The 23,916-nt window shown below is 40.8% G+C and carries 22 protein-coding genes and 2 pseudogenes; 12 read left to right on the top strand and 12 right to left on the bottom strand.

The features are described 5' to 3' along the window. Window positions 1–69: 69 nt before the first annotated feature. From GRQ40_RS04980 to GRQ40_RS04960, 5 genes are all read left to right on the top strand, one after another. On the top strand, window positions 70–1,266 hold the full coding sequence (locus GRQ40_RS04980) for an iron-containing alcohol dehydrogenase (RefSeq protein ID WP_159719499.1): 1,197 nt from the start codon (window positions 70–72) through the stop codon (window positions 1,264–1,266). 339 nt (window positions 1,267–1,605) lie between these two features. Further along, a complete protein-coding gene (locus GRQ40_RS04975) occupies window positions 1,606–2,673 on the top strand; it encodes an iron-siderophore ABC transporter substrate-binding protein (protein WP_236546401.1) in 1,068 nt (355 codons plus the stop codon). After that, window positions 2,666–3,706 carry a FecCD family ABC transporter permease gene (locus GRQ40_RS04970; RefSeq protein WP_159719498.1) on the top strand — a complete coding sequence of 347 codons (1,041 nt, stop codon included), beginning with the start codon at window positions 2,666–2,668 and terminating at the stop codon, window positions 3,704–3,706. The genes GRQ40_RS04975 and GRQ40_RS04970 overlap by 8 nt, the downstream gene beginning before the upstream one ends. After that, a complete protein-coding gene (locus tag GRQ40_RS04965; RefSeq protein WP_159719497.1) occupies window positions 3,703–4,734 on the top strand; it encodes a FecCD family ABC transporter permease in 1,032 nt (343 codons plus the stop codon). The genes GRQ40_RS04970 and GRQ40_RS04965 overlap by 4 nt, the downstream gene beginning before the upstream one ends. Next, on the top strand, window positions 4,735–5,541 hold the full coding sequence (locus GRQ40_RS04960; RefSeq protein ID WP_159719496.1) for an ABC transporter ATP-binding protein: 807 nt from the start codon (window positions 4,735–4,737) through the stop codon (window positions 5,539–5,541). It begins immediately after the preceding gene. Window positions 5,542–6,101: 560 nt separating this feature from the next. On the opposite strand, the gene GRQ40_RS04955 is transcribed toward GRQ40_RS04960, so the two are convergent. The 5 genes from GRQ40_RS04955 to GRQ40_RS04935 all read right to left on the bottom strand — a co-directional run bounded on the left by GRQ40_RS04955 (window position 6,102) and on the right by GRQ40_RS04935 (window position 10,730). Then, complete coding sequence (locus tag GRQ40_RS04955; RefSeq protein ID WP_044742119.1) at window positions 6,102–6,872, bottom strand: DUF817 domain-containing protein; 771 nt, start codon at window positions 6,870–6,872, stop codon at window positions 6,102–6,104. 133 nt (window positions 6,873–7,005) lie between these two features. Beyond that, window positions 7,006–7,227 (bottom strand): helix-turn-helix domain-containing protein, encoded by a 222-nt coding sequence (locus tag GRQ40_RS04950; RefSeq protein WP_044742076.1) that lies wholly within the window; start codon window positions 7,225–7,227, stop codon window positions 7,006–7,008. Window positions 7,228–7,237: 10 nt separating this feature from the next. Further along, window positions 7,238–7,717: a DUF2975 domain-containing protein gene (locus tag GRQ40_RS04945; RefSeq protein ID WP_159719495.1), complete on the bottom strand. Its 480-nt coding sequence runs from the start codon at window positions 7,715–7,717 to the stop codon at window positions 7,238–7,240. Window positions 7,718–7,986: 269 nt separating this feature from the next. After that, the gene (locus tag GRQ40_RS04940; RefSeq protein WP_159719494.1) at window positions 7,987–9,624 is read right to left on the bottom strand and encodes a nucleoside recognition domain-containing protein; all 1,638 of its coding nucleotides are present in this window, start codon (window positions 9,622–9,624) and stop codon (window positions 7,987–7,989) included. Beyond that, window positions 9,618–10,730: an NAD(P)/FAD-dependent oxidoreductase gene (locus tag GRQ40_RS04935; protein ID WP_159719493.1), complete on the bottom strand. Its 1,113-nt coding sequence runs from the start codon at window positions 10,728–10,730 to the stop codon at window positions 9,618–9,620. The genes GRQ40_RS04940 and GRQ40_RS04935 overlap by 7 nt, the downstream gene beginning before the upstream one ends. A gap of 515 nt (window positions 10,731–11,245) precedes the next feature. On the opposite strand from GRQ40_RS04935, the pseudogene GRQ40_RS04930 reads away from it, so the two are divergent. After that, window positions 11,246–11,866, top strand: a pseudogene (locus GRQ40_RS04930) (IS256 family transposase); the annotation flags it as partial. A gap of 344 nt (window positions 11,867–12,210) precedes the next feature. Here the strand turns inward: GRQ40_RS04930 and GRQ40_RS04925 are convergent. Next, window positions 12,211–12,687, bottom strand: a complete 477-nt coding sequence (locus tag GRQ40_RS04925; protein ID WP_044741682.1) for a GNAT family N-acetyltransferase — start codon at window positions 12,685–12,687, stop codon at window positions 12,211–12,213. A 394-nt stretch (window positions 12,688–13,081) separates the two neighbouring features. Between GRQ40_RS04925 and GRQ40_RS18465 the strand changes: the two genes are divergently transcribed. The 5 genes from GRQ40_RS18465 (at window position 13,082) to GRQ40_RS04905 (ending at window position 16,533) form a co-directional block, all read left to right on the top strand. Then, a complete protein-coding gene (locus GRQ40_RS18465) occupies window positions 13,082–13,693 on the top strand; it encodes a hypothetical protein (protein WP_066149404.1) in 612 nt (203 codons plus the stop codon). 56 nt (window positions 13,694–13,749) lie between these two features. Beyond that, on the top strand, window positions 13,750–14,253 hold the full coding sequence (locus tag GRQ40_RS18460) for a SagB/ThcOx family dehydrogenase (RefSeq protein WP_052660899.1): 504 nt from the start codon (window positions 13,750–13,752) through the stop codon (window positions 14,251–14,253). 12 nt (window positions 14,254–14,265) lie between these two features. After that, on the top strand, window positions 14,266–15,537 hold the full coding sequence (locus GRQ40_RS04915; protein WP_044741680.1) for an MFS transporter: 1,272 nt from the start codon (window positions 14,266–14,268) through the stop codon (window positions 15,535–15,537). Between the two features lie 152 nt (window positions 15,538–15,689). Beyond that, a complete protein-coding gene (locus GRQ40_RS04910) occupies window positions 15,690–16,082 on the top strand; it encodes a DCC1-like thiol-disulfide oxidoreductase family protein (protein ID WP_044741679.1) in 393 nt (130 codons plus the stop codon). Beyond that, the gene (locus GRQ40_RS04905; protein WP_236546442.1) at window positions 16,051–16,533 is read left to right on the top strand and encodes a VanZ family protein; all 483 of its coding nucleotides are present in this window, start codon (window positions 16,051–16,053) and stop codon (window positions 16,531–16,533) included. The genes GRQ40_RS04910 and GRQ40_RS04905 overlap by 32 nt, the downstream gene beginning before the upstream one ends. Window positions 16,534–16,804: 271 nt before the next feature. Here the strand turns inward: GRQ40_RS04905 and fumC are convergent, their stop codons facing one another. Further along, window positions 16,805–18,193: a class II fumarate hydratase gene (fumC, locus tag GRQ40_RS04900; RefSeq protein WP_159719491.1), complete on the bottom strand. Its 1,389-nt coding sequence runs from the start codon at window positions 18,191–18,193 to the stop codon at window positions 16,805–16,807. A 152-nt stretch (window positions 18,194–18,345) separates the two neighbouring features. On the opposite strand from fumC, the pseudogene GRQ40_RS04895 reads away from it, so the two are divergent. Further along, window positions 18,346–18,854, top strand: a pseudogene (locus GRQ40_RS04895) (alpha/beta hydrolase); the annotation flags it as partial. Between the two features lie 70 nt (window positions 18,855–18,924). Here GRQ40_RS04895 and GRQ40_RS04890 read toward each other — a convergent pair. From GRQ40_RS04890 to GRQ40_RS04870, 5 genes are all read right to left on the bottom strand, one after another. Then, complete coding sequence (locus tag GRQ40_RS04890) at window positions 18,925–19,785, bottom strand: fructosamine kinase family protein (RefSeq protein ID WP_370514186.1); 861 nt, start codon at window positions 19,783–19,785, stop codon at window positions 18,925–18,927. Window positions 19,786–19,813: 28 nt separating this feature from the next. Beyond that, window positions 19,814–20,359 carry a hypothetical protein gene (locus GRQ40_RS04885; protein WP_159719489.1) on the bottom strand — a complete coding sequence of 182 codons (546 nt, stop codon included), beginning with the start codon at window positions 20,357–20,359 and terminating at the stop codon, window positions 19,814–19,816. 728 nt (window positions 20,360–21,087) lie between these two features. Next, the gene (locus tag GRQ40_RS04880; RefSeq protein WP_044741674.1) at window positions 21,088–22,419 is read right to left on the bottom strand and encodes a PTS galactitol transporter subunit IIC; all 1,332 of its coding nucleotides are present in this window, start codon (window positions 22,417–22,419) and stop codon (window positions 21,088–21,090) included. A 21-nt stretch (window positions 22,420–22,440) separates the two neighbouring features. Then, window positions 22,441–22,716 (bottom strand): PTS sugar transporter subunit IIB, encoded by a 276-nt coding sequence (locus GRQ40_RS04875; RefSeq protein ID WP_044741673.1) that lies wholly within the window; start codon window positions 22,714–22,716, stop codon window positions 22,441–22,443. 36 nt (window positions 22,717–22,752) lie between these two features. Continuing rightward, window positions 22,753–23,220, bottom strand: a complete 468-nt coding sequence (locus tag GRQ40_RS04870) for a PTS sugar transporter subunit IIA (RefSeq protein WP_044741672.1) — start codon at window positions 23,218–23,220, stop codon at window positions 22,753–22,755. Window positions 23,221–23,916 lie beyond the last annotated feature (696 nt).

Below are 23,916 nucleotides of genomic sequence, written 5' to 3'. Positions count from 1 at the left end.
GGTAATTGCATTTAATAATTGGCAGACGTCTTGCGTATTTATATGGTGAAAAAGAAAGGAGTGTACCAAATGAGAGATTATGCCTTGTTTCAAACACCCCAAACCATATCCTATGGATGCAATGCCCTTCAAACAGTAGGCAAAGAAGCAGCATTAAGAGGCAGAAAAGCTTTAGTAATAAGCGACAAAATTATGGAGAGCTTAGGGAATATTGAAAAACTTCAACATGAGCTTTTAAAAGAAGAAATTGTAAGCGTTGTCTATTCAGGCGTGAATTCAGAACCAAATGATGGTTACGTGGAAGAAGCATTACATCTTCTTCAAGAAGAAAAGTGCGATTTAGTGATTTCGCTAGGTGGAGGAAGTTGTATTGATACAGCAAAAGCCGTTGCTGTGGTTGCAACAAATGGTGGTTATATTGGCGATTATATGGGAAGAAAAAAAGTCGCAGGAAATCCATCCATCCCGCACATTGCCATTCCAACAACAGCGGGAACCGGATCGGAAGCTACGGATGTCACAGTCATAACCAATACTGCTAATGATGTAAAAATGATGATCAAACAACCTGCCTTCATGCCTGACGTCGCCATTGTCGACCCACTCTTCACTTTATCTTCTCCTAAAGCTGTCACGGCGGCCACTGGAATTGATGCTTTAAGTCATGCTGTTGAAGCTTACATTTCTAAACGTTCTCATCCAATGACAGACGTTCTAGCACTTTCTGCAATGGAATTAATCGTGAAACACTTAAAAGAGGCATATGAGGACGGAAACAATATTGAAGCAAGAGAAGGAATGGCGCTGGGAGCATTACAGGCAGGTATGGCCTTTACCAATTCTTCTGTTTGTCTAGTGCACGGTATGTCAAGGCCAATTGGTGCGCTGTTCCACGTCCCGCATGGAATTTCAAATGCGATGCTACTACCGGCCGTTTTAGAGTTTAGTTACGAAGCTTGTACCGATCGCTTAGCTGTATTGGGAACATATTTTGATCCAACAGCAAAAACCCTTTCCCACGACGAAGCGGCAAAAATCGCCGTTCGTTCTGTAAAAAAGCTTTGCCTAGATTTAAATATTCCCAATTTAAAAAATTGGGGCATCGATCAACATGATTTTGAAAACGCTATCGAAAAAATGGCGACTGATGCGCTTGCCAGCGGAAGTCCACAAAACAACCCTAGAGTGCCATCAAAAGAAGAAATAAAAGAGCTTTACAAAGTTTGTTACAATTACGATTTTTCTACGGAAAATTCTTCACTATGAACCCCCCTCCGTTAAGAGGGGGCTTTTTTCAGAGGAGTGTTAAAAATATAAGATGGCGCTCATTCATTATTGACAACTGATTTCTGAAAACATAGAATGAGATTGGGAATCATTATCATGTGTTGGTGGACAAAAAGCATTTATTTTCTTGCTGTCCATCTCATAGATTGTGATCAAGATAGGAGGTAGACACAGATTGGCCGTTGTGAAAAATGATAGGCAAAACGCCTGCTAGTAGCAAATGTGTGGAAACAAATCATTTGTCAAGGTTTTTTCTTTCTATTCAATAGGATTTGCCTATCATAAATCTATGATTAAAAATAAAAAGGGGGCTATAAATTGATTGCAAAACAAAACTTCTCATTTAAATTACTTGTTATTTTGACAGCGCTCATGATCGCATTAGTTGGTTGTTCGAGCAATTCTTCTTCTACCTCCAAATCAAATGAAGAGAAATCGACAAATACTAAAACAGCCGCTGGTGATGACACAAAATATCCGATCGAGATCAAACATGCTTTTGGTACAACGGTGATAAAAAGCAAACCGAAACGAGTCGTTACGATCCAATGGGGGAATCAAGATATCCCGCTCGCTCTTGGTGTGGTTCCTGTAGGATTCTCGGCGGCAAACTTTGGCGTCCAAGATGATAGCGGTCTTCTACCTTGGACAGCGAAAAAGCTCAAAGAACTCGGTGAAACGAACCCAAATGTGTTCCACGATACAGACGGATTGGATTTTGAAGCGATTTCCGACGCAAAACCCGATGTCATTCTGGCTGCTTACTCCGGTATAACAAAGGAAGATTACGATATGCTCAGCCAGATTGCTCCGGTCGTTGCTTATCCGGAAGCACCATGGGCCACTCCATGGCGTGACCAAATTCTCATGAATGCAGCAGGAATGGGCATGAAAACAGAAGGCGAGAAACTGGTCAAGGATATGGAAAAATTGATCCAAGAAAAATTAAGCAACTATCCACAAATTAAAGGCAAGAAATTTGTCTGGGCTAATTTTTCGGCTGATGATTTGTCAAAGCTCCATATCTATACGCCGGTAGACACCCGCGTGGCCTTTCTACATGAGTTTGGATTGGAATACCCTGAAAGTGTGAAGAAACTTATTAAAGATCCTAAAAGTTTTTACTTGGATTTAAGTGCAGAGAACGCCGAGGCTCTTAACGACGTGGATATCATCGTCGGATATGGCAACGAAGAATTATACAATGCCCTCAAAGCGGATCCTGTGCTTGGCAAAATTCCAGCGATCCAGAGAGGTTCTGTCGCGTTCATCGACAGCAGCACACCTTTGGTTGCAGCTGCCACTCCGACTCCGCTTTCCATAGAATATACGATTGATGATTATTTAGAATTAATTGGAGGAGCCGCTAGCAAAGTAAATGAATAGTTTTTTTGCTACTCATGACAAACGAATCCGTTTACATACGCCGAAAAACTTTACAATGATTTTGGCGATTTGTATTCTCTTGCTCGGCGTGTGTATCCTTGCTTCCCTGGCCTTGGGTTCCCGATTAGTGAGCCTTCAAGAATTAGTAGACGGTTTGTTTCACCCTGATGTTGATTCTTATGGAGCCAACGTGGTTCGCAAGCGAATTTCGCGAACGATTTTCGGTTTGTTTTGCGGAGCAGCGCTTGGGGTTTCCGGAGCGCTTATGCAATCTGTCACGCGAAATCCCATTGCGGACCCGAGCATTTTGGGTGTGAACACGGGCGCCGCTTTGTTTGTTGTTTGCGGGATCGCGTTTTTGCATATCAATGCAGCCAACCAATATATTTGGCTAGCTTTAGCTGGAGCGGTGATAACAGCAAGTCTCGTATTCGGCATTGGTTCCATGGGACAAGGAGGGGCTACTCCCCTCAAGTTGATCTTGGCGGGAGCCGCTACAAGCGCGGCTCTCTCTTCCCTCGTCGTCATGATCATACTTCCGCGCTCTTATGCCATGGACCAATTTAGGTTTTGGCAGGTCGGAAGTGTTGGATCAGGGACTTGGAGCGCTATCTCCATCTTTATCCCTTTTCTTATCGTCGGGATATTGATCGCTATGATAACGGCTCCGGCCCTTAACGCTCTCGTACTTGGAGATGACGTTGCGACCGGACTGGGGGTTCGAACAGAAATCTTGAGACTAGTTGCCGCTCTCGCAAGTGTGATATTGTGCGGGGCAACTACGGCGCTGGCCGGCCCTATCGCCTTCGTCGGGCTCTTATCCACTCATATTATGCGACTTCTACTCGGCCCTGACTTGCGCTTTGTCATACCGATGTCTGCTATGGCAGGCGCCATTATCTTGACGATATCAGATGTATGTGGCAGGCTCATCGGCAGCCCTGGTGAACTTGAGGTCGGTGTTGTTACTGCATTTATCGGAGCGCCGTTACTCATTCTATTAGCTATAAAATCGAAAGTGAGTTCATTATGATCAAATCATCTGTTGAATTGATTATGGCGGGCAGACGCCAAAGACGTCGCCGATGGATACTTGTTACTGGATTGCTTGCGTTATTGGCGTGTATACTTTGTTGCGCGATGCTGTTGCTTGGGAACACGATTTATCCGGTTACAGAAGTCATCCGGGCGCTTTCAGGCGAGCAGATTCCAGGTGCGTCATTTGCGGTGAATACGATCCGCTTACCGAGAATGCTGGCAGGACTTTTTGCCGGATTTGCTTTTGGCCTTGCCGGCAGCATCTTCCAAACAATGTTGCGCAATCCTCTTGCCAACCCGAATGTCATTGGAATTACTACCGGCTCAAGCGCGGCGGCCGTTTTCTGTATCATCGTGCTTCAAACTATTGAATCGGTCGTTTCTTTAGCTTCGGTGATGGCTGGTCTTGCCACCGTCATGATAATTTATCTCTTATCTAGCAGAAAGCCCTTTTCAATTGGGCGATTAATCTTGGTTGGAATCGGCATACAAGCGATGCTTGACGCCGCCATATCCTATCTGCTTCTCATTGGCGCACAACAAGACATTCCCGCAGCACTCAGATGGCTGAGCGGGAGCCTCAATGGCTCCCAGATGCATGAGCTTCCGCCACTGATGATAACGGTTTTGATCTGCACTCCTATCATTATCGTATTGGGAAAACAGCTCAGTTTGCTGGAGCTTGGCGAACAAGCGGCGACATCTCTCGGCGTACGTACGAATACAGTCAGAGTCATACTTATTCTAAGTTCAGTCTGTATGCTTGCTGTGGCTACGTCTGTCACCGGACCCATCGCCTTTGTCGCATTTCTTTCGGGACCAATTGCCAAAAGATTGGTTGGATCTGGTTTTTCCAATGCCCTTCCTGCGGGGCTTGTTGGTGTGAATCTTGTTCTCGGAGGAGATCTGATTGGACAGTTTGCTTTTGAAACCCGTTTTCCTGTCGGCGTCATCACTGGCATAGTCGGAGCGCCATATTTGATTTTCTTGCTGATCCGAATGAATCGAAAGGGAAGTTTATAAATGAAACCAGTGCATCTTTTCAAAGTCGAGCAAGTCGTGGCAGGGTACGATCATAAAACCGTTATTCAAGATGTTAGTCTTGTTGTTCCTAGTGGCAAAATAAGTGTGATGATCGGAGCAAATGGCTGTGGGAAATCGACTCTTCTAAAAACGATGGCCAGACTGATCAAGCCTACATCTGGACAGATCATCCTCGACGGAAAACCGATCAGTCAATTTCCACCAAAACAATTGGCTCGAATTTTAGGATTGCTGCCGCAATCTCCTGTCATCCCAGAGGGAATTACGGTTGCAGATCTGGTGGGGCGTGGAAGATTTCCACATCAATCTTGGCTTAGCGGATGGACTAAAAAAGATTATGAAGCTGTTGCAGAAGCCATGGAATTTATGAATATTATCGAGTTCGCCAATCATCCTATTGATGAGCTTTCAGGCGGTCAAAGACAGCGCGTCTGGATTGCTATGGCTCTTGCACAACAACCGGACATTTTGCTTCTCGACGAACCAACAACATTTCTAGATATTACCTATCAAATCGAAATTCTCGACTTGCTTACTGACTTAAACCGAAAACATGGAACAACGATTGTCATGGTCCTTCACGACATCAATTTATCTGCACGCTATGCCGATCATATTTTTGCGCTCCACGAGGGCAGGCTTGTGGCCGAAGGAGAGCCATCTAAAGTGCTTACGAGCACATTGATCAAAGAAATCTTCGGCCTCGATTGCACAGTAATCGAAGACCCTCTTTCAGGCTCACCAATGGTGGTGCCGAAAGGTCGACATCATGTTCATGTCCATTAGTAGGCGTTCCCCTGTCTTAAGGGGAACGCCTACTATTGTCTAATACATTCTATCGAGAAGTCTGCCTCCTCTTAACAGAATATGAGCAGAAGAAATTCCATTAACAGCAATCACTACATGAAACAAACAGATTGTCAACATCATAACTTGGAATTGCTTATCTAATTTCCATCAATATAAAAAAGCAAAAACCCTAGTATCATAATAGTTGACTAGAAAAATTACGGTAAGGATTTCCGCTATGCATCATCTATCGAATTAATCCTGCCATTCTCGTCTCTTTGGATTTTCTATGCTCTCTGGATGAAGCTTCATCATTTTCTCGTCAATCGTTCCACTTGACACAACGGCATGTTTAAATAGAAAAATTTCTCCACCACTCTGCACAAATAAACTAGTGAATAGAAGCAATCGGTATGAGACAGCTAAAATTCATATTTTAGCGTAAATGCTAATCTCTCAAGTGACCTCTAAATGTCATAAGAATGAACGTTGATCGTTGGAAACGGAAAGGATTCGTTTCGATCACATATAATTTCAAGTTTCGCGAGGACAAGCCTCTATTCTGATGGAAGATTTTCCTTCACTTGCTTTAACGTCGCTACGATCAAAAAGCTCACAATCACTAGTAAGAACCAAGAACTCACCTTTCCAAGATGAACAAGACTCCATGCCTCGGCCTGATTTGGATATTGCCAAGCTCCAAAAAACGTTGCGATATTTTCAGCGATCCATATAAAAAATCCGATAAGCACAAAGGAAAGGACGATCGGCATGCGGTAACGAGTGCCGCCAACCTCGTACGTGACCCATGATGGCCAAAAAACGATCATGACAAGTCCTGACAGCCACCAACGAACGTCCATCCAATAATGATGAGTGAAAAAATTCAAATAAATCGCGGCAGCAAGAGGCACAACGACGAAAAACGGCGGCCATTTAACGAGCTCCACCTTCAGCCTCCTCCACGCCTGACAAAGATAGCTCGCTACACTTGCGTACATAAATCCGCTATATAAAGGCACTCCGAAAAATTTAGAATATCCTTCCCCTGGATAAGACCATGAACCCATATGCACCTTGAAAAGTTCAAGAGCAAGGCCGATAAGGTGGAACAATGTGATCACCTTTAGTTCATCCATTGTTTCAAGCCTAGAACGCACCATCCACCACTGCATCAGAAGGCAAATAATGAGCAGCCAGTCATATCGCGGCAGAAAGGGAAGCGGCACGATTTTTGTAAAGGCTAAAGAGGCAAAAATCACAACGGGAAACAAACATGATAGAGCCTGCTCCCAACCGAAACGCACGAGTTGTTTGCATGCTCTCATAATTTGTGCCTTTATCATTTTTTTCTGGGTATCCTTTTGAATAGTTAAATTCATGAGCGACTCCTTTTTGATGAATTTGAATCATCGAAATGCTCCTCTTCCTTTCCACTTCACGTTACATAGTTCTATGAGCCTAATCTTGACTCTCTTCATCACTTCGGTATTCTAAAATATCTCCTGGCTGACATTCTAATGCCTTGCAAATCGCCTCTAAAGTGGAGAAACGAATCGCTTTCGCCTTTCCGTTTTTCAATATGGAGAGATTCGCCATTGTGATCCCAACTTTCTCCGAAAGTTCTGTAACGCTCATTTTTCTTTTCGCCAGCATAACATCAAGATTGATTATAATTGGCATATTGTCCACCTCAGATCGTTAAATCATTTTCTGATTTGATATCGATAGCCGTTTTTAAAAGTTTTTGCAGAACGGCAGCAAAAACGGCAATCACCATTGATGCAAAAGGAACCACCAATCCGAGCAAGATGACACCTGGAGCGTCATCTTTCTCCGCAAAGAGATAAAAAAACGGTAAGACGAGCGCATGCAAACTGCTAATGGTGATGGCACAGTATTTGATTTTTTTCAAAGCGATGACAGATAACTCGGAAAAAGCTTCATTTTTGTCAATGTAGCGTAAAAGATTGAAAGCCTGATACAAAGCAAAGTAAAACGGTACCGCAGATGCATAAAAAACAATGAAAACGAGATATTTAATAGAAGCAAATTCCGGAAGCAATTTTGCTGCAACATTCCCTAGCGCAGGTACCAAAAAGATGCACAAAGCAAGAACTGGAATCCCTATAAGAATAACAACAATCTTTAAAAAGAGAGTTTCTGGTTTCATAAAAAGCACCTCGCTTATTTATTGTCGATTTAATTTTAATAGATGTTTTATTGTTTTTCAATAAATTATTATCGTTTATTATTATTTTTTTGTTGCAAAAAAATATACTCCTTCGTTCAAAACAGACACAAAAAAGCATTTCTCATTATAGAGAAATGCTCTGTCACTTTTATATCCAAGCCTCCAGCTTCCCTGCGCTTTTTGCTTATTAATCTTTGGACTTCCTTAGATCTTTTATGATTTGCTTCTTCGAACGGTAATCAAGTATTTTATTGGAACAACAGCGAAAGCATCAGGGCGGATGTAAGAGATGTGACCATCTGCTTCCCCGATAATAACAGGGCCTCTTTCACCCCTAATTCCTTTGCAACCGTCCATAAAGTAACCGCGCACGCACTTAAAGTAGAAGCAAGATAAACGCTAAGAAATAATTGAAATGTCGACATCTCCGATAACAGCAGCTGGTTCCCTTCATTAAACAATAAAATGCCATCTTTGCGAATCATCGAAAAAACAAGGCCGACAGCGGCTTCATGCGGCAAATTCAGCCATTGAACAAGCGGCGCAAACACTCCAACCGCTTTTTTCATCCATCCGAACACGTCCATCAATCCAGCAATTAGGCAAATCGTAAAAAAGATTGGCATCGCCTGTGTTAGAAATTGTGAGACCGTTGCACGAACCCGGTATAATACTCCTGACCATGTTGGCAGCTGAATAAATGTCCGATGCGGGCGGATCATCCCTATATGCGCGAATGCCTGCCGATGCCATATTCTCGTATGAAGTGCTCCAACAAGAAAAACAGTAAATAAATACGGCAAAAATAAAGACGGCTTTTGTGCGCTATGAAAAATGGAAATCGTTGCACCAATTTGATAACTGCAAGCCGAACCAAACGAAATAAGAGAAACACACGATTTTCGTGTGCACGCACTGCATAATCTGCTCTGTTGAACGGCCACCACATTGCATCCAAATCCAGTTAATACTGGTATAAGATCTTGGCCATTTAATCCGATTTTTCGCAAATATGGATCAAGGGCATCCATGATCCGATCTTTAATCCCTGTTTCGTCCGTGATCGCCATCATAACACTTAACAAAAACACAACGGGAAACGCCCATAAAAAGGAATACGCTCCCAACGTAAGCAATCCATAATCTCCAACAAGTAACGCTTCAACCAGTCTCCCTTTCCCTTCAAGAGCCTGAATAACTCCAGCTAACGCCGCTTCTAAATACGGCTGTCCCCACTCTGCGATTTTATAGGCGATATAAACCGGAAAGAGAAACATCATCAAAATCGCCGCTACTGAAGCGAGAGGCCCTACGACGGGGCGTTCAAATAAAAGCGAAACAGGCTCTTGTTTAGGCAAACGAAGCGCCTGTAATAGCTTCATATCCTCTTCTGTCCATTTTCTTCCTTGCATAAACGGCGGAAGCGTACCATCAGTCTCCTTCCTTCCTTTTGTCAAAAAGATCGGGAATTTGTATTGCTTTTGGGCGTTTTCTAATACTGCTTTCGCTTGTTCATTCATTTTATCTACAAATGTAACGGCAATGGAGACGTCCATTTGATCGATAGAAACAATGGACAATAGTTCTTCTAATTCCTCTTGAAAATGGGTGCCCCGTATAATAAGCATCACATGATGGGCTTTTTCCACTTCTTTTTCCAGTTGCCGCTTGCCAAGCTCATCTCCTCTGCGCAATCCCGGTGTATCGACAATCTCCCATCCATCCAAGCAACGAAGGGGATGGGAACGAATCGTATACGTCGTTCCCTTCACATTGGTTTCTTCACCAATGCCAAACTGCGTCCATCTTGAAAATAACGTTGTCTTTCCAACGGATTCAAGCCCGATGAGCAAAAGCCGTTTTCGTTTCGCTTGTTCGGCTAGCACTCGCATTTCACCTCACAACAAGATAAGTCCGTTAAATACATTTGATTGTTGGCGTAGTGAGTGAATATTTCTTCATCATGAGACAGTCTGAAACGGTCAACCAATTGTTTGGCCACAACAGCAAAACGCTGCCGAAATTTATAAATAAAGCAGAAAATCGCCTGATCGTGAGCAACACTTGGCCCAATTAAAAATAAATTCGGCGTAATGGTCGATTCATCATGAACCGTCAGTTTCGGTTTTCCATTTTCCCCCCATTCAAACAATGAACGAATTTGTTCCGCACCTGAACGAAATCCTGTGGCTAGAATCGGTTGGGGTTGAGTCAGCATTTGCTTGCCATTCGAAAGAAATAGCGTATAACCGTTGTTATCCTTATAAATCTTTTCCACTTTTGTCTTTTCGATAACGGTTAGCCGCTTGGTGCGCTCGGCTATTCGCAAGCGCTCCCATGTATATGGGGCCAGCGACAAACTCGGGTCCGCTTCTTTTTTTCCATTTCGCTCTTGAGCTGAGATCACAGTCACCTCATTGCCATAAGCCACTAAATTCACAGCTGCATCCATCCCGCTTTCATAACCGCCAATGACCACATAGTGACCTTTTTCAAGCTTTCTCCAACTATCAATATATCGGTTATGTAACGCATGTTCCGCCCCCGGGAATGGACGTACATTTGGAAACTGAAATTCCCCCGTCGCCCAAATGACAGCATCTGCTTCATAATCGCCTTCATTTGTTTTTAAAACAAAGCGGTCTCCCCTTTTCTCAACGCTAGTCACATTTACTTCTTCTCGAATCGGCAAATCATAATGTTCAGCTAATAAATCAAGATATAGTGCATAATCTTCGCCGCTTAGCCGCTCTTTTCGCAGTGTGAATGCAGGCGATGTTGTCGGGGAAACAGCATTTAAATCTAATGCGCCAAATCCTTGTCCTGTAAATGACGGAGTAATAAAGCGCATTTCTTTCGGCCATTGCATAAATGACGAACCAATGCGATCACGCTCTAAAATCCCGAAATTCTTAATTCCTAATTGCTTGAATAATATCCCCATTCCAATCCCAGCAGGTCCCGCCCCTATGATTAGAATAAAAGGGTTCATTTCCTCTTCACCTCTCGATAATAGTAATCATTACGTTTTATAAACTATACCACACAAAAAGGAATTTGTGAATTCTATAGAATGGAATACATCAAAACATTGTCGGTATTAATTTCATATTTTTTCACAAACGTTCAACAAGGATTCGTCTGTATAGTCCCCCCCTCCTTGTGCGATTCTTTTAGCGATGATAGACGAATCATCCAAACAGCCCTTTTTATGAAGTTCTTTCTAAAAGCTTCTTTCCCCGTCCAGCATTCATCTTTTCCCATTCCAGACTTCAATATATATACTCCCCAGTTTGTCTTTGCATTTACAAGCGAAGTATGTTTAAATATTATTTAAATCGTAATGATTACTATTTTCGTTTTATTTTCTTATCTTTTAAGAGTGTTATCAAAATCAGGACGGAGAATTTAAAAAAGAATTTTTAATAACGGGGAGGAAAATGACTAATGAATCAAAAAATACCTGTAACTGTTTTAAGCGGCTACTTTTATTTTGCACTAAACAGTCGAGATACGGTAGAAAAAGAGGTCATTTATGTCGTGTTAGGTGTAAACGAAGAAGGGTTTCGTGAAATTCTTGATTTCTTTGTGGGAGGACAGGAAAGCGCCCATGTATGGCAGGAGATTCTTCAACAACTATACAACAGAGGCGTCAAGGAAGTCCTTCTAGGCGTATTCGATGGACTACCGGGTTTAGAGGAAGCCTTTAAGACGGTTTATCCGAAAGCCGATGTGCAGCGTTGTGTCGTTCACAAAGTACGTAATACCTTACATCGTGTTCGGAAAAAAGACCAATTTGAAGTGGCAGAGGGTCTCAAGCTGATTTATTGCGCAACGAATAAGGAGATGGCGTTACAGATGTTTCAACAGTTTGAGTCGAAATGGTCCAGCAAGTATCCGAGAGAAGTTCAATCTTGGGCGAATGAGTGGGATGTCCTCCTTACATTTATGGAGTATCCAAGTCGTATTCGAAGTGTGATTTACATGACCCATGCCATTGAACGAACGATCAAAGAGATTCGGAAACGTCTCAAGCCGATGAACAGTTTGAGTAGCTTAGAAGCCGCTGAAAAAGTCGTGTATTTGACCATCCAAGATTTTAATGAGAAATGGGCAGGGCGAAAGTGACGAGGATTTGCTGAAGCACAGGAGGCGCTTCAACGAATGTTTGAAGAACGTTACAATTAACCAAATACTGTAAATTCCAAACCAATAAAACAAGGGGATCCTCCCTTTCTGCACAAAAAAACTGAATATTCTGTCATTTTTATAGAGGAAACTAATCCCCTATCCATTCCAAATCCATTTCAGAGATACCCTATCTATGTTGCATTACACAAAATTCTTGACGTTACCTAGTATTATAACTAAATTATACCAAATTTGGCATATTATTAAGAATTCCTGAACCCATAAAAAGAAAGCCTTTCTCAAGTGCTAAAGTCTAGTAAAATCGAGATACGAGTTAGTTTTCATTTGCTTCTGAGATATTTTTTCATTTTAATGCTTGTTGGAATATACCCCATCTTGGTATATAACTGATATGCACGTTTGTTGTGCCCGAAAACATGTAACCCGATTGAACTTACATTCATCGAGGCAAGGTCAGTTTCAAATGCAATAAGTGACTGCTTTCCATATCCTTTGCCTTGAAATTCTTCGTATATCTTAATGCTGTATATAAAAGCTGATTTCTCGCCATTATTTTCTTTGACTTCATACCAAATCGTGCCTATTGCGCCTACTACTTCGTGATGCAATGAACACAAAAAATGACCATTCGTATGAATCCCTTTAGATAATAGTTCATTTGTTTCTTTGATCGCTCGTCCAATCGATTCTGATGGTGTCCATCTGCCTTCCTTTACATTTTCTTCGGCATACTCTCTGACTGTCTCTTCGAAGAACCTTTTATATTGTTCTTCGTTCATTCGAACCAAAGTTATCATGGATATTCCTCCTAGATTAATTCCTACCGGCCAAAATAGACTATGGTGTCGGCTTCAAATGCAGATTTACACAGCAATTTAGTGGAAAATTATTACTAACATTAACTTAATATTATCATATTTATAATAATTTTCAAATTTCTAACTTGACTAAATTGCCAATCAAATTTAATATAAACTTAAGTAATGTAAGTAAGTGGAAAAATTGGATGATGAATTAAAAGATAATTCAGTAAAAAATAATACAGTAAAAGAAGAAACATTTATTTTTGAAGAACAGGAAGCACTGATACCTATTATGCACCCGGCCGACTAAGAATTGGCATGAGCGGAACCATCTGAAACTCAATCAGGTGGTTCTTACTTTTATTCTGTTGGGAAAGGGTTTGAGAAAATGTCACGATTGAACCGTTATTATTTAGCACCTGATTTAGTCATTACTTATCCTGATGGACAACCGCACTTGCATCTACCTTCTGTAAAACGCACTTTTAAAGTTGATTGGAAGGTATGCGAGATTATCTCCATGTTTTCGAGTGAAGACACAAGCTTACAACCGATTTTTTCAGAATCAATGGTAACAAGTATTGTCGAGCACTTGGTCAAAAATGGAATTCTCATCGAAAAGGAAACAGATTACAATTTGACCATTGAGCAAATCGTAGCGGAATGGCAAGATTGGGATGAATCATCTTGGTTCCTTCATCTACAAACAAAAGATACAAAATTTGAAACCACTGAAGAAGGTAGATTGAAAAATGTTGAAGAATTCAGAAAAAAATCATCTCCTGCACCACAATATTTCAAGTGCAACTGCGCAACATCTAGCATCAAACTACCGACTCCTAGTAAACTTTTAGATCAAACTTTGGTCAATTCTTTTATGAAACGTAGATCCTGTCGACGTTTTTCTGAAGAACCAATTTCACTACAAAACTTAGCCGATGTTCTATTTTACACTGAGGGATTCTTTTCACAAATGACACACACTCCTATGGAATCGTAGCCAAAAAGCCCTCTCCCTCTCCGGGTGGACGACATTCAATAGAGTTATATCCGATTGTGAATGCATGTGAAGGTTTACGAAGCGGTGTGTACCATTACTGTCAAAAACACCACGCTTTACATCTTATTGAGACAGAAGAAGACGTGAAGCCATTTCTATACGATGTCCTATATGGGCAAGATTATTTCCTGAATGCCGCAGTTACAGTTTTTTATACAAGTGTTATAGATCGAATTAAATGGAAATACAAAGGCGCACGCATTTATCGACTTATGCATTATGAAACCGCTCACTACGCGCAAAACTTTTTGTTAGCGGGAACAGCACATAATTTAGGTGTTTTCATGACGGCAGCTTTTAAGGAAAGTTTAGTAGAATCAAAACTCGGTATTGACGGAGTACATGAAGTGGCCATGTATGTAACAGGAGCTGGACAAAAAGATGAAATAGGTCCATATGCTCGCGCCGGCATTGAGCTAAGTGAAAACGTACCGGCAGATTTTAAAATTGTCCTGCCAAAAGCTCTTTCTTCTACAGCTGAGCAAAAGATACTAGGGTAAGGTGGAGATGGCATGAAGTTCCTAGTTTCTCAATATTCGAAAATAAAGAAAGTAGTTCATTCACAACCTTGGAGTGCGCCCTTTCTAGGGGCATTGTTTCTAGATTCGTTCGGATCGGGGTTAACTATGCCATTTTTAGTTCTTTTTTTTCTAAAGACGAGTGGTCTTTCGTTGGAGCAAGTAGGTCAAATGCTATCGATTAGTGCATTGGCTGGATTACTTGCCATACCTGTCTGCGGTATGATAGTGGATCGATTAGGTGCAAAGCCTGCTGCTCTTGCAAGTTTTTGGTTACGAGGAATCGGAACTCTTGGATATTTGATATTCCATAATATTTGGGGATTGACAATCGCAGCGACTATTGTTACCTGGGGACAGCGGGCATGGCCAGTTGTGAACCAAACGATCATCTCACAACTTGTCCCCAGCGAGGATCGAACGATGTGGTTTGGAAGTTCTCGAAGTTTACGGAATTTGGGGAATTCTTTAGGAATGCTCATAGGTACAGGTATCATAGCAATATTTAATACATCGTTTGCTTATGGGACGTTAATATTCATAGATGCATTCAGTTTTCTTATTGCAGCCGTGTTGATTGCAAAAATTCCATTGCGCAACCAATCAATTATAAAAAAAGAACCGATTTCCAAAAAAGTTTGGGCTATTCGTTTTTCATACGACTCAAACTTAATGCGTTTTTTGGTAGCAGTTGCTCCGATGACCTTTATGTACGTCGCTTTAGGTTTCGCAATGCCTGCTTTTATAAAGGAGATAAGTCCAGACCTTAGCTGGATTTCTGGTGTGTTATTTACAGTAAATAGCCTTTCCGTTATTGTCCTTCAGGTTCCGCTGTTGTTTTTTACACATCGCTTGAACGATTTGCAAAAAATAATCGTCGGTTCGGTTGTTTTAGGCTTATCTTATATCATTTTCTTAGGAAGTACATTTTTAGTATCTGCACACTTGAACTTTTTTGTTCCACTTCTTTTCGTCGGAATTCTTCTCTTTAGTTGTGGAGAACAACTTTTTTATCCAGCGTCTGCAACAATTGTGGGAGAAATTGGTCCGGCTGAGAAAAGAGGGAAAAGCATTTCGAGCTATCAGCTTCTCTATGGAATCAGTAACGCGATCGGTCCCTTCATTGTAGGATATTTATTAACAAGAAATATTCCCCTTTCTTGGTCGTTTTTTGTGGTGCTTGCTTTTGTTGGAGTATTCCTACAGTGTATGTTATTACCCAATATAATTGGACAATCGCGTTCTCGTGAATCAACAATATTATAGGTATAACAAATGCTAAAAATAACGAGACGTAAAGCGTGATAAGTGTATTTGAATATTCAAATCCTTTCAAAATTAATTAATTTGATGATTTTGATATCACCCCTTATTATAAACATAAGATTTGAAAATTTTACAAAAAGGAGTAGCATAAGGTGAGTAAAATCTTAGTATTGTATGATAGCTGGTGTCCAATCTGTATGAGAGTTAAAGAAAATATTCATAAGCTGGATTGGTTTAACCTTATTGAACTAAAGAGTATTAGAGAAGAAAATAATCTAAATATACCTATCACTGACCTTGAAAAAGAAATGTATTGTATAAACGTAGAAACAGGAAAAATCACAAAAGGTATTGACGCAATCGCTTCTATTTCAGCAAGACTTCCGTTGATGATCTTATTTTGGTTACCTGTGAATTTGTGGTCGTTCAGGCATTTATGGTCAGAAGAAAAAAGGAGTTTAATTTTTTTAGCATATTGGCAAATATATTTTTGTGAACTACTGTCTGTACGTTATGTTCTTACTCTTTTTCCCTATTTATATTGATCCGAAAGCAATAGATACAAGTCAACCGATCGCTCATAATATTAATATAATTCCCTTCGCTTCGTTAATCGATATGGCCATATTCGCTATCAAACACGGCTATTATATGTCTTTAGTTACAAACATTGTGGGAAACACTTTGCTGCTTTTCCCATTGTCCTTTTACTTGACAGTCCTCTGGGATCGGCTTAAAAGCGTGAAAACAGCATTTATTTCCTCCATTTCCATTCCTATTTTAATCGAATTGATTCAATTAATTGAAAACATTTTTCAAGGGACTGGAAGAAAAGTAGATATTGATGATGTCATGCTAAATGGAATCGGCTTTTTTATCGGATACCGGATTGCTGTTCAACTTTATTCCCCACTTAAAGAGATCCTTTCACAATCGAGTATCCGTTTAAAAAAAACATCATTTATAACTTCAGCGATTTACTATGCAAAATTTTGAACCCTATCCGAGCGTTGCAACAAAAGCTGGAATCATTCTGTTTTGTTTTTTGGGGATATGGTGATCATTTTATATTAGCTGATCGCCATTCTAAGCATGGATAAATGGAGCGGCTTTTATTATGGAAAATAAAAGCAATAAGTTGATTGAGTTTTTTAGCTTGCTCATGGCCTAAAAAGACCATGAGCGAGCTTTCATAAGTTAAATTGGCGCGAACGCGATAAAATAAGTGAGGCTTGGACTTTTAAGACGTTAGAAAGCTACTTTTTGATCACGCTTTTGGATGAATCATCTCTTCAGGACGAACATATTGATCGAATTGTTCTTCCGTTAGCACTCCTAATTCAATGGCCGCTTGTTTAAGGGACAAGTTATGTTTATGAGCATGTTTGGCAATTTTCGCCGCATTTTCATAGCCAATGTGAGGATTCAAGGCTGTTACTAACATTAAAGACTGATTCAAGTATTCTTGTATCACTTTTTCGTTTGGTTTAATGCCGACGGCGCAATTCGTATTAAAGGAATCCATCGCATCGGCTAACAGACGGACGGATTGCAAGAAATTATAAGCAATGACCGGTTTAAAAACATTTAATTCAAAATTCCCTTGACTTGCGGCAAAACCAATCGCCGCATCATTTCCCATCACTTGAACCGCTACCATGGTGAGTGCTTCACTTTGTGTAGGGTTTACTTTTCCAGGCATGATCGAGCTGCCCGGTTCGTTTTCAGGGATGGTAATTTCCCCGATTCCGCAACGAGGGCCGCTTGCCAACCAACGAACGTCATTTGCGATTTTCATTAAATCGGCAGCTAAAGCTTTTAAAGCACCGTGGGCATAGGTGATTTCATCATGGCTTGTTAAAGCATGGAACTTATTGATTGACGAAGTGAACGTTTCTTTTGTATAAGCCGAAATCTCTTCGGCAACCATCTCGCCAAACTTTGGATGAGCATTAATTCCTGTTCCTACAGCCGTTCCCCCAACCGCCAAGGCTTTCATCTTTTCAGTAGATTCCATAATCATCTCTTTGGAACGCTGCAGCATATATGCCCAGCCGCTAATTTCTTGCCCGAGTGTAAGCGGGGTGGCATCTTGGAGATGAGTACGACCGATTTTTACAATATGTTGAAACTCTTTTTCTTTCGCAACGAACGTTGTATGTAAGCGCTCTAATGCCGGAAGCAAAGTGTCTTTGATCGCAAGGACACTCGCAATATGCATGGCTGTCGGAAAGGTATCGTTTGAGCTTTGGCTCATGTTGACATGGTCATTCGGATGAATCTTTTCATCCATTCCTTGTTCTTTTAACCAGGCATTTCCGCGATTCGCTATCACTTCATTCACGTTCATATTCGACTGCGTTCCACTACCGGTTTGCCAAACGACAAGCGGAAAATGGTCATTTAATTTCCCAGCTAAAATTTCATCGCAAGCAAAAACGATCGCCTCTTTTCTAGGTTTGCTTAGTTTTCCTAGTTTTTCATTAACGATGGCGGCACTTCTCTTTAGCACGGCGAAAGCGCGAATTAATTCGATTGGCATTTTTTCTGTTCCAATTTTAAAATTATTCTTACTTCTTTGTGTTTGGGCTCCCCACCATTTATCCGCTGGAACTTTCACTTCACCCATTGTGTCTCTTTCTATCCGATATTCCATCGATCGAATTCCTCCCATATATTGATGATTTCTATGTTTACTATAAAGGAAATGAGCCTCTGGTTTCAAATGATTAAGATGTAGCTTACAAAACAATTTGACAAATAGGGAATAATCCGTCAATATTACTCTGAATTTGAGATATTTTAATTAACGAACAAGCTCTCCTGCCATTAGCTGAGCATATCGATCCACAAGCGAACATACTCAGTGTTCGAGGAAATGTTTTAGAAAACGGAATGCCGCGATTTTTTAAGCGCTTGGCGGAAGGAGTTTTTGATGAGGCCGATTTGATTAAGCGGACGAAAGAACGAAACGACTTTTTAGATGAAGCAGAGGCAAACTATCAATTGAACCGCGGAAATATCGTGGCATTTGGATATTCCAACGGAGCTAATATAGCAGGAAGTTTATTGTTTCATTTTAAAGGGACTTTAAAAGGGGTCTTGCTGCATCATCCAATGATGCCAAGAAGAGGAAACAAACTTCCTGATTTAACCGGTACGTCCGTATTTATTGCCGCGGGTGTGAATGATCCGCTCTGCCTCCGGTCAGAAACGGAGGAACTAGAAGGCAAAGGCCAAGGTAACCATTCATTGGATGAACACCGGCCCATCAGCTTACATGGCAAGAAGTCCGGCAGGCTGCTGAATGGGTATAAACATACGGTTAAGCAATAAATAAGAAAGGTAGAATGAAATCGTTGACGAAATGTTGTTAGGTGAACACGGTTAAACATAACGGTTAACGATTCTTTCTACCGCATTTACATAGCTTTTTCCAAACAAATTGAGATGAACAAGCAGATAAAATAATTGATAAAGTTCTTTACGATCTTCATAATCTTTGGATAAAGGATTTACTTCTTGATAAGCATGATAAAAGCCGGCTGGAAACCCGCCAAATAATTCGGTAAAGGCGAGCTCAAATTCATCATGTCCATAAAAAACAGAAGGATCGATGAGATACGGTTCGCCATTTTCCCCCGCCATCCAATTTCCGCTCCATAAATCTCCATGAAGCAAAGAGGCTTTTGGTTTTTCTGGTATCCATTGCTCTAACTCTTGCATCAGCTTATTTAATTTTTTGAAAATCGAAAGGGGTAACAATCCCTTTTCTTCAGCAAGACGAATTTGAGGTTGCAGCCTGCATGTTCGATAATAATCGATCCATGAATCCAACCATTGATTCGGTTGCGGCAGCTTTCCAATGTAACCATTGTTCGCAAAACCAAATTTTTCTCCTGTATGGTTGTGCATGAGGGCGAGCAGATTTCCAAGTTTTTCGGCGGCTTGTTCGGTTTTCTTCCCGGATATCCATTCTAAAATTAAACAGCCAACCTCGCCATCTTCATACACGTGAAACACGTTTGGAACGGAAATCGTCTTCGTTAAGCGAATCGTATCTAATCCGCTTTTTTCAGAATGGAAAAAGCAAGGTGGCGGCGCTGTTTGAATTTTTATGAAATAGGAACCGGAAGCTGTCCGAATGTAAAAAGATTCATTGATATCTCCGCCATAAACTTGTTTCCATGTAATGATTTCGCTTGTATCGAAATACGTTTGGATGGCTTTGGATAACATAGAATGCATCTGGACCATATCCTTTGCTATTCACGATTTATCCTTCTTCAGGCTTTTTTCTTGGAAAGATAAAATAGGAGATCGAGATGAGAAAATCGACGATGAGCACAATTGTCCAAACTTTTGCAATTTGAACGAGGGCAGCTGTTCGTTCGATATCGTCAATCAACCAATCAATCATTCCTATCATACCACAACCGATCATATAAGATAAAACGTGCCGAATCCAGCCTTTAAAATAATGCTTTGCATAGTCGAGACCGTAACGTTTCACTGGTTTTGGCCCTGTTTTTGCCACGTAATATTGAAATCGCTCATCCGCCCAGCGTATCATGCTTTTCCCGAAAGCGATCGAAACGCCAATATATACCGCGGCCACACCGTGGGCAATGGTGGCTGTTGCTCCACGATATAAATCAAAACTCGTAGCGATAAGTAAAACGAGATCGACGATAGGTGACATCGCTAGTAGATAGATTCCTAGCTTTTGTTGCTTAAAAACATATCTTGCAAATAGGCCAGCAATAATGAATACCCAAAATCCGATTTCACAGGCAATAATGAACCATGCGATCCAATTCATCTGTTTCTCCTTTTTTAATACAATTGTACTAAAAAAGTACAGATTAAGCAAATAGTTTGAAGACCATGACAGGAAGCCTTCTCCATTTTCATAAAAAAACGTTTGGAACACATGAACCAACAAATGGCCGAAGAACGCGATAAAAAACAAGATCGACTGCTCCATCAACATACATTCGGAATCAATAGCTTTTTGATGAAGAAGAAAAGGTGATCTCCAGAAGAGAAAATGAGCGCTTACATGCAGAACATCTATTTATTGCAGCTTCCTCACCTTCGCCCCGTTAAGAGGCGGGAGAGTTCTCGGCGGATGAGGCTACAATCATTTGAAAAGAAACCAATATTAAATTGAGAGATTGGATTACAGAGGGTTTACTGATAAAAGGCATAAAAAAATAGCTTCCCCCCAAGAATGTTGCTCACTGTCACTTTTGAAATGGGGTACAGAAAGTTTTCCACCCCGCATCATCCGTTCAGCACATATGTCTTTCAATCCATTGTCCGTCTGCTTATAGGTTCCTTCGCTATCCATTCATTTGTTATCATATGTAACTGCTTTTTGATGAGCTGTTGCAAAACGTTCTATGCTGATTGTTTTTTAATTGAGCAGCAACATAGAAACCGCCAAAACATTCCGCAAAAAAAAAAACTTCAACTTCGAAACTGAATCGTTTGGAAGTTGAAGCTGCATGTTTTCGTTTGCTGTAAAAAGCAAAGGATGAACCCCATTTATGATTCGTTTGTTTTATTGGGCCTTTTATTGATGTAATAAGCGGTTGCTAGAGCAATTAATGCAATGATAATCAAGCCAATGTACCCTAGCTTTGCCCCGAATAAGAAGATCGCAGTCGTTGGAACCGCCCCGTCAACAAGCGAGGATATGGAGTTCGTTCCTTCTGGGAAAGAAAAACCTACATTTTTGGCTGCTTGTGTGAAAAGAGGGGAAATATAGGTTGCTAGCAATAAACCAAACCCTAATGCAATCGTGCTTGCTACCACGGTTCGAATAACATTTCCCCGGAAAATCGGAACCATCATACTGACAATGAATGGGATCGTTGCCAAGTCACCGAATGGCAATACTTTGTTGCCAGGTACAATAATGGCTAGTAATAAGACAATCGGCACCATGATCAAAGATGAGGCGATTGCTGCTGGATGTCCTACTGCCAAAGCACTGTCCATCCCTATGAATACTTCGCGGCCAGGAAATTTTGATTTTACAAATTCGCTGGCAGATTCTGAAACGGGCGCAAGTCCCTCCATTAAAATGGAGACCATCCGCGGTAAAAGAAGCATAACAGCTGCAGTCGATACTCCTAAATTCAACACTTCTTTTGCATTCCATCCTGCTAAAATACCGATAATAAGACCTAATATCAGCCCTAATACTGTCGATTCACCTAAAATTCCTAATCTTTTTTGAATCGATTCAGGATCAGCTTTTAAATTTTTAAACCCGGGAATCATGTTGAAGAGCTTTTCTAAAGGCCAAGCAAACAAAATATACGGTGTAGACGTTCCATGGGGAAAAGAAATGTTTGGATAGCCATAAAATTTCTCTACATGTTTTTGTGACATATCAGCAAGGACTAAGAGGACAATGGCATGTACAGAGGCGGTTACAATTCCCATCGCAAAGCTGTCGGTCATAATGCTGACGAGCGCACCTGTGAAGGCAATATGCCATAAATTCCACAAATCAATATTCAGCGTTTTTGTCAAGCCTACAATGAGTAAAATGAAATTGACAATTAATCCGATAGGGATTGCCAAGGCACCTACAGTTGATCCGAAGGCAATGGCAGAAGTAGCTGGCCAACCCACGTCAATAATACTTAAATCAATCCCTAGCCTTTCAACCATATCTTTTGCGGCAGGTCCTAAATTATCCACGAGCAAGCCGATAATTAAATTCACACCGATAAAACCAATTCCGACGGTTAAACCTGCCCGAAAGGCACGCCCCGGTTTCATTTTTAAAACAAGACCGAATAAAAAAATGATGACAGGCAATACGACTGTAGGGCCTAAATCAACAATCTTTTGGATGAAATCCATATACTCCCATCCCCTCATTGATTATTTTAATGCTTCTAATATATCGTTAAATACCTTTTCCTTTCCTATTCCTGTTAGTAAAGGAACGGCATTAACAACCTTTGTTTTAATGCTTGGCGGAACAACGGTTGTCGATATGATGACATCATAATCATTTCCGGTTGATAAAATATCCGAAACTTTTGATTGATAAAGCTGAACATCGATTTGTTTTTCTGCAAAAAATTCCTTTAGCTTATTGATCACCATTGTTGATGTTGCAACTCCAGTTCCACAAATGACAAGCACCTTTTTCATTTTTATTCCTCCCTTAATCATCAATATTTTCTATTTTCAAAATATTTCAGTTTCTAAATAGGCAGCGATTTCTTTCTCGTTTTTCATGTCTTTTAAAACAAGCAATTTTTCTTCTTTTTGAAAAAATTCCATTAAACGTTGCAGGAGTTCGATTTGTTTTTTGCCATCGTTCATCGCAAGCATCAAAATAATAGATACATGTACTTTATCATCAGGACTTCCCATTACAGAGAACTCTACAGGTTTCTTTAAGATGGCAACTCCTATGCCCGTTCGAGCAACATGGTAAGCATCTGTGTGCGGAATGGCAACACCGATTGAAACTAATGGCAATCCAGTCGGAAATTCGGCTTCCCTTTCTAAAACAGCATGCTTAAAGGTATCCTTAACAAAACCTTGTTTATATAAAGCATCCGAGAGTTGAGAAAGAATGTCATGTTGATCATACGCTTCGACATTTAACAACACACAATTTTCGTGAATGATTTTTTCAATCGAATTCATGAACCTTCCCCCTAGTTAGGTTGAAACACAATCGCACAAAAAATGATAATTCTGACTTTTTACATTTGTTCTATTTAGTTAATTTTGTTTTAATTATATTTGTAATCGCTTTCTCGTGTCAATACATAAAACCAAATTCACGGTTGAAATGTAAAAAAACGATAGATTCGTATGTTGACATCGAACAGCTTTTTGCTGATATCAATAGGACTCGCTTGTTTCGCTTCACTCATAAGAGCAATAGCTCTTTTCCTCACGACAGAATGCCAGTCTGATCAATTTTGGGTGCCTTTTGAACATGGCGATGACAGCTGTTTTCAAGCAAGCTGCTGCAATCGTTTTTCAACAGATACCATGATTGCCCGAAAGATTTTTCGTAAAGCCGAAACACTAATGGAAAGGCTTGTTTCATCATATGAACCATGAGCCGACAAGCAGATGTCTCAGACGAACGAATGAACCATATGCGAGCAATGGAAGCCGCCTCCTCCGATCATGAGATCAAGCAGTATCGTCGCTCAAGAAGGTCTTTATTTAGGCTTGACCATTGAGACAACGGAACATCCCCTATTGCCTTTTCCTACAGAAGAATGGTTTCATCCCACAGATTTTGGCTCATTGTCGCCCAATGCTTCGGATAAAAGCCGAGCGGATGAAGCCCCCGTTAGCGTTCCAGCCATTCCTTCATCGATGATA

It is taken from the genome of Anoxybacillus sp. PDR2 (assembly GCF_009834045.1).
Taxonomy (GTDB): Bacteria; Bacillota; Bacilli; order Bacillales; family Anoxybacillaceae; genus Anoxybacteroides; species Anoxybacteroides rupiense.
Note: the sequence above shows the minus strand (reverse complement) of the source record. Positions and strands in the feature narration are given on the sequence as shown.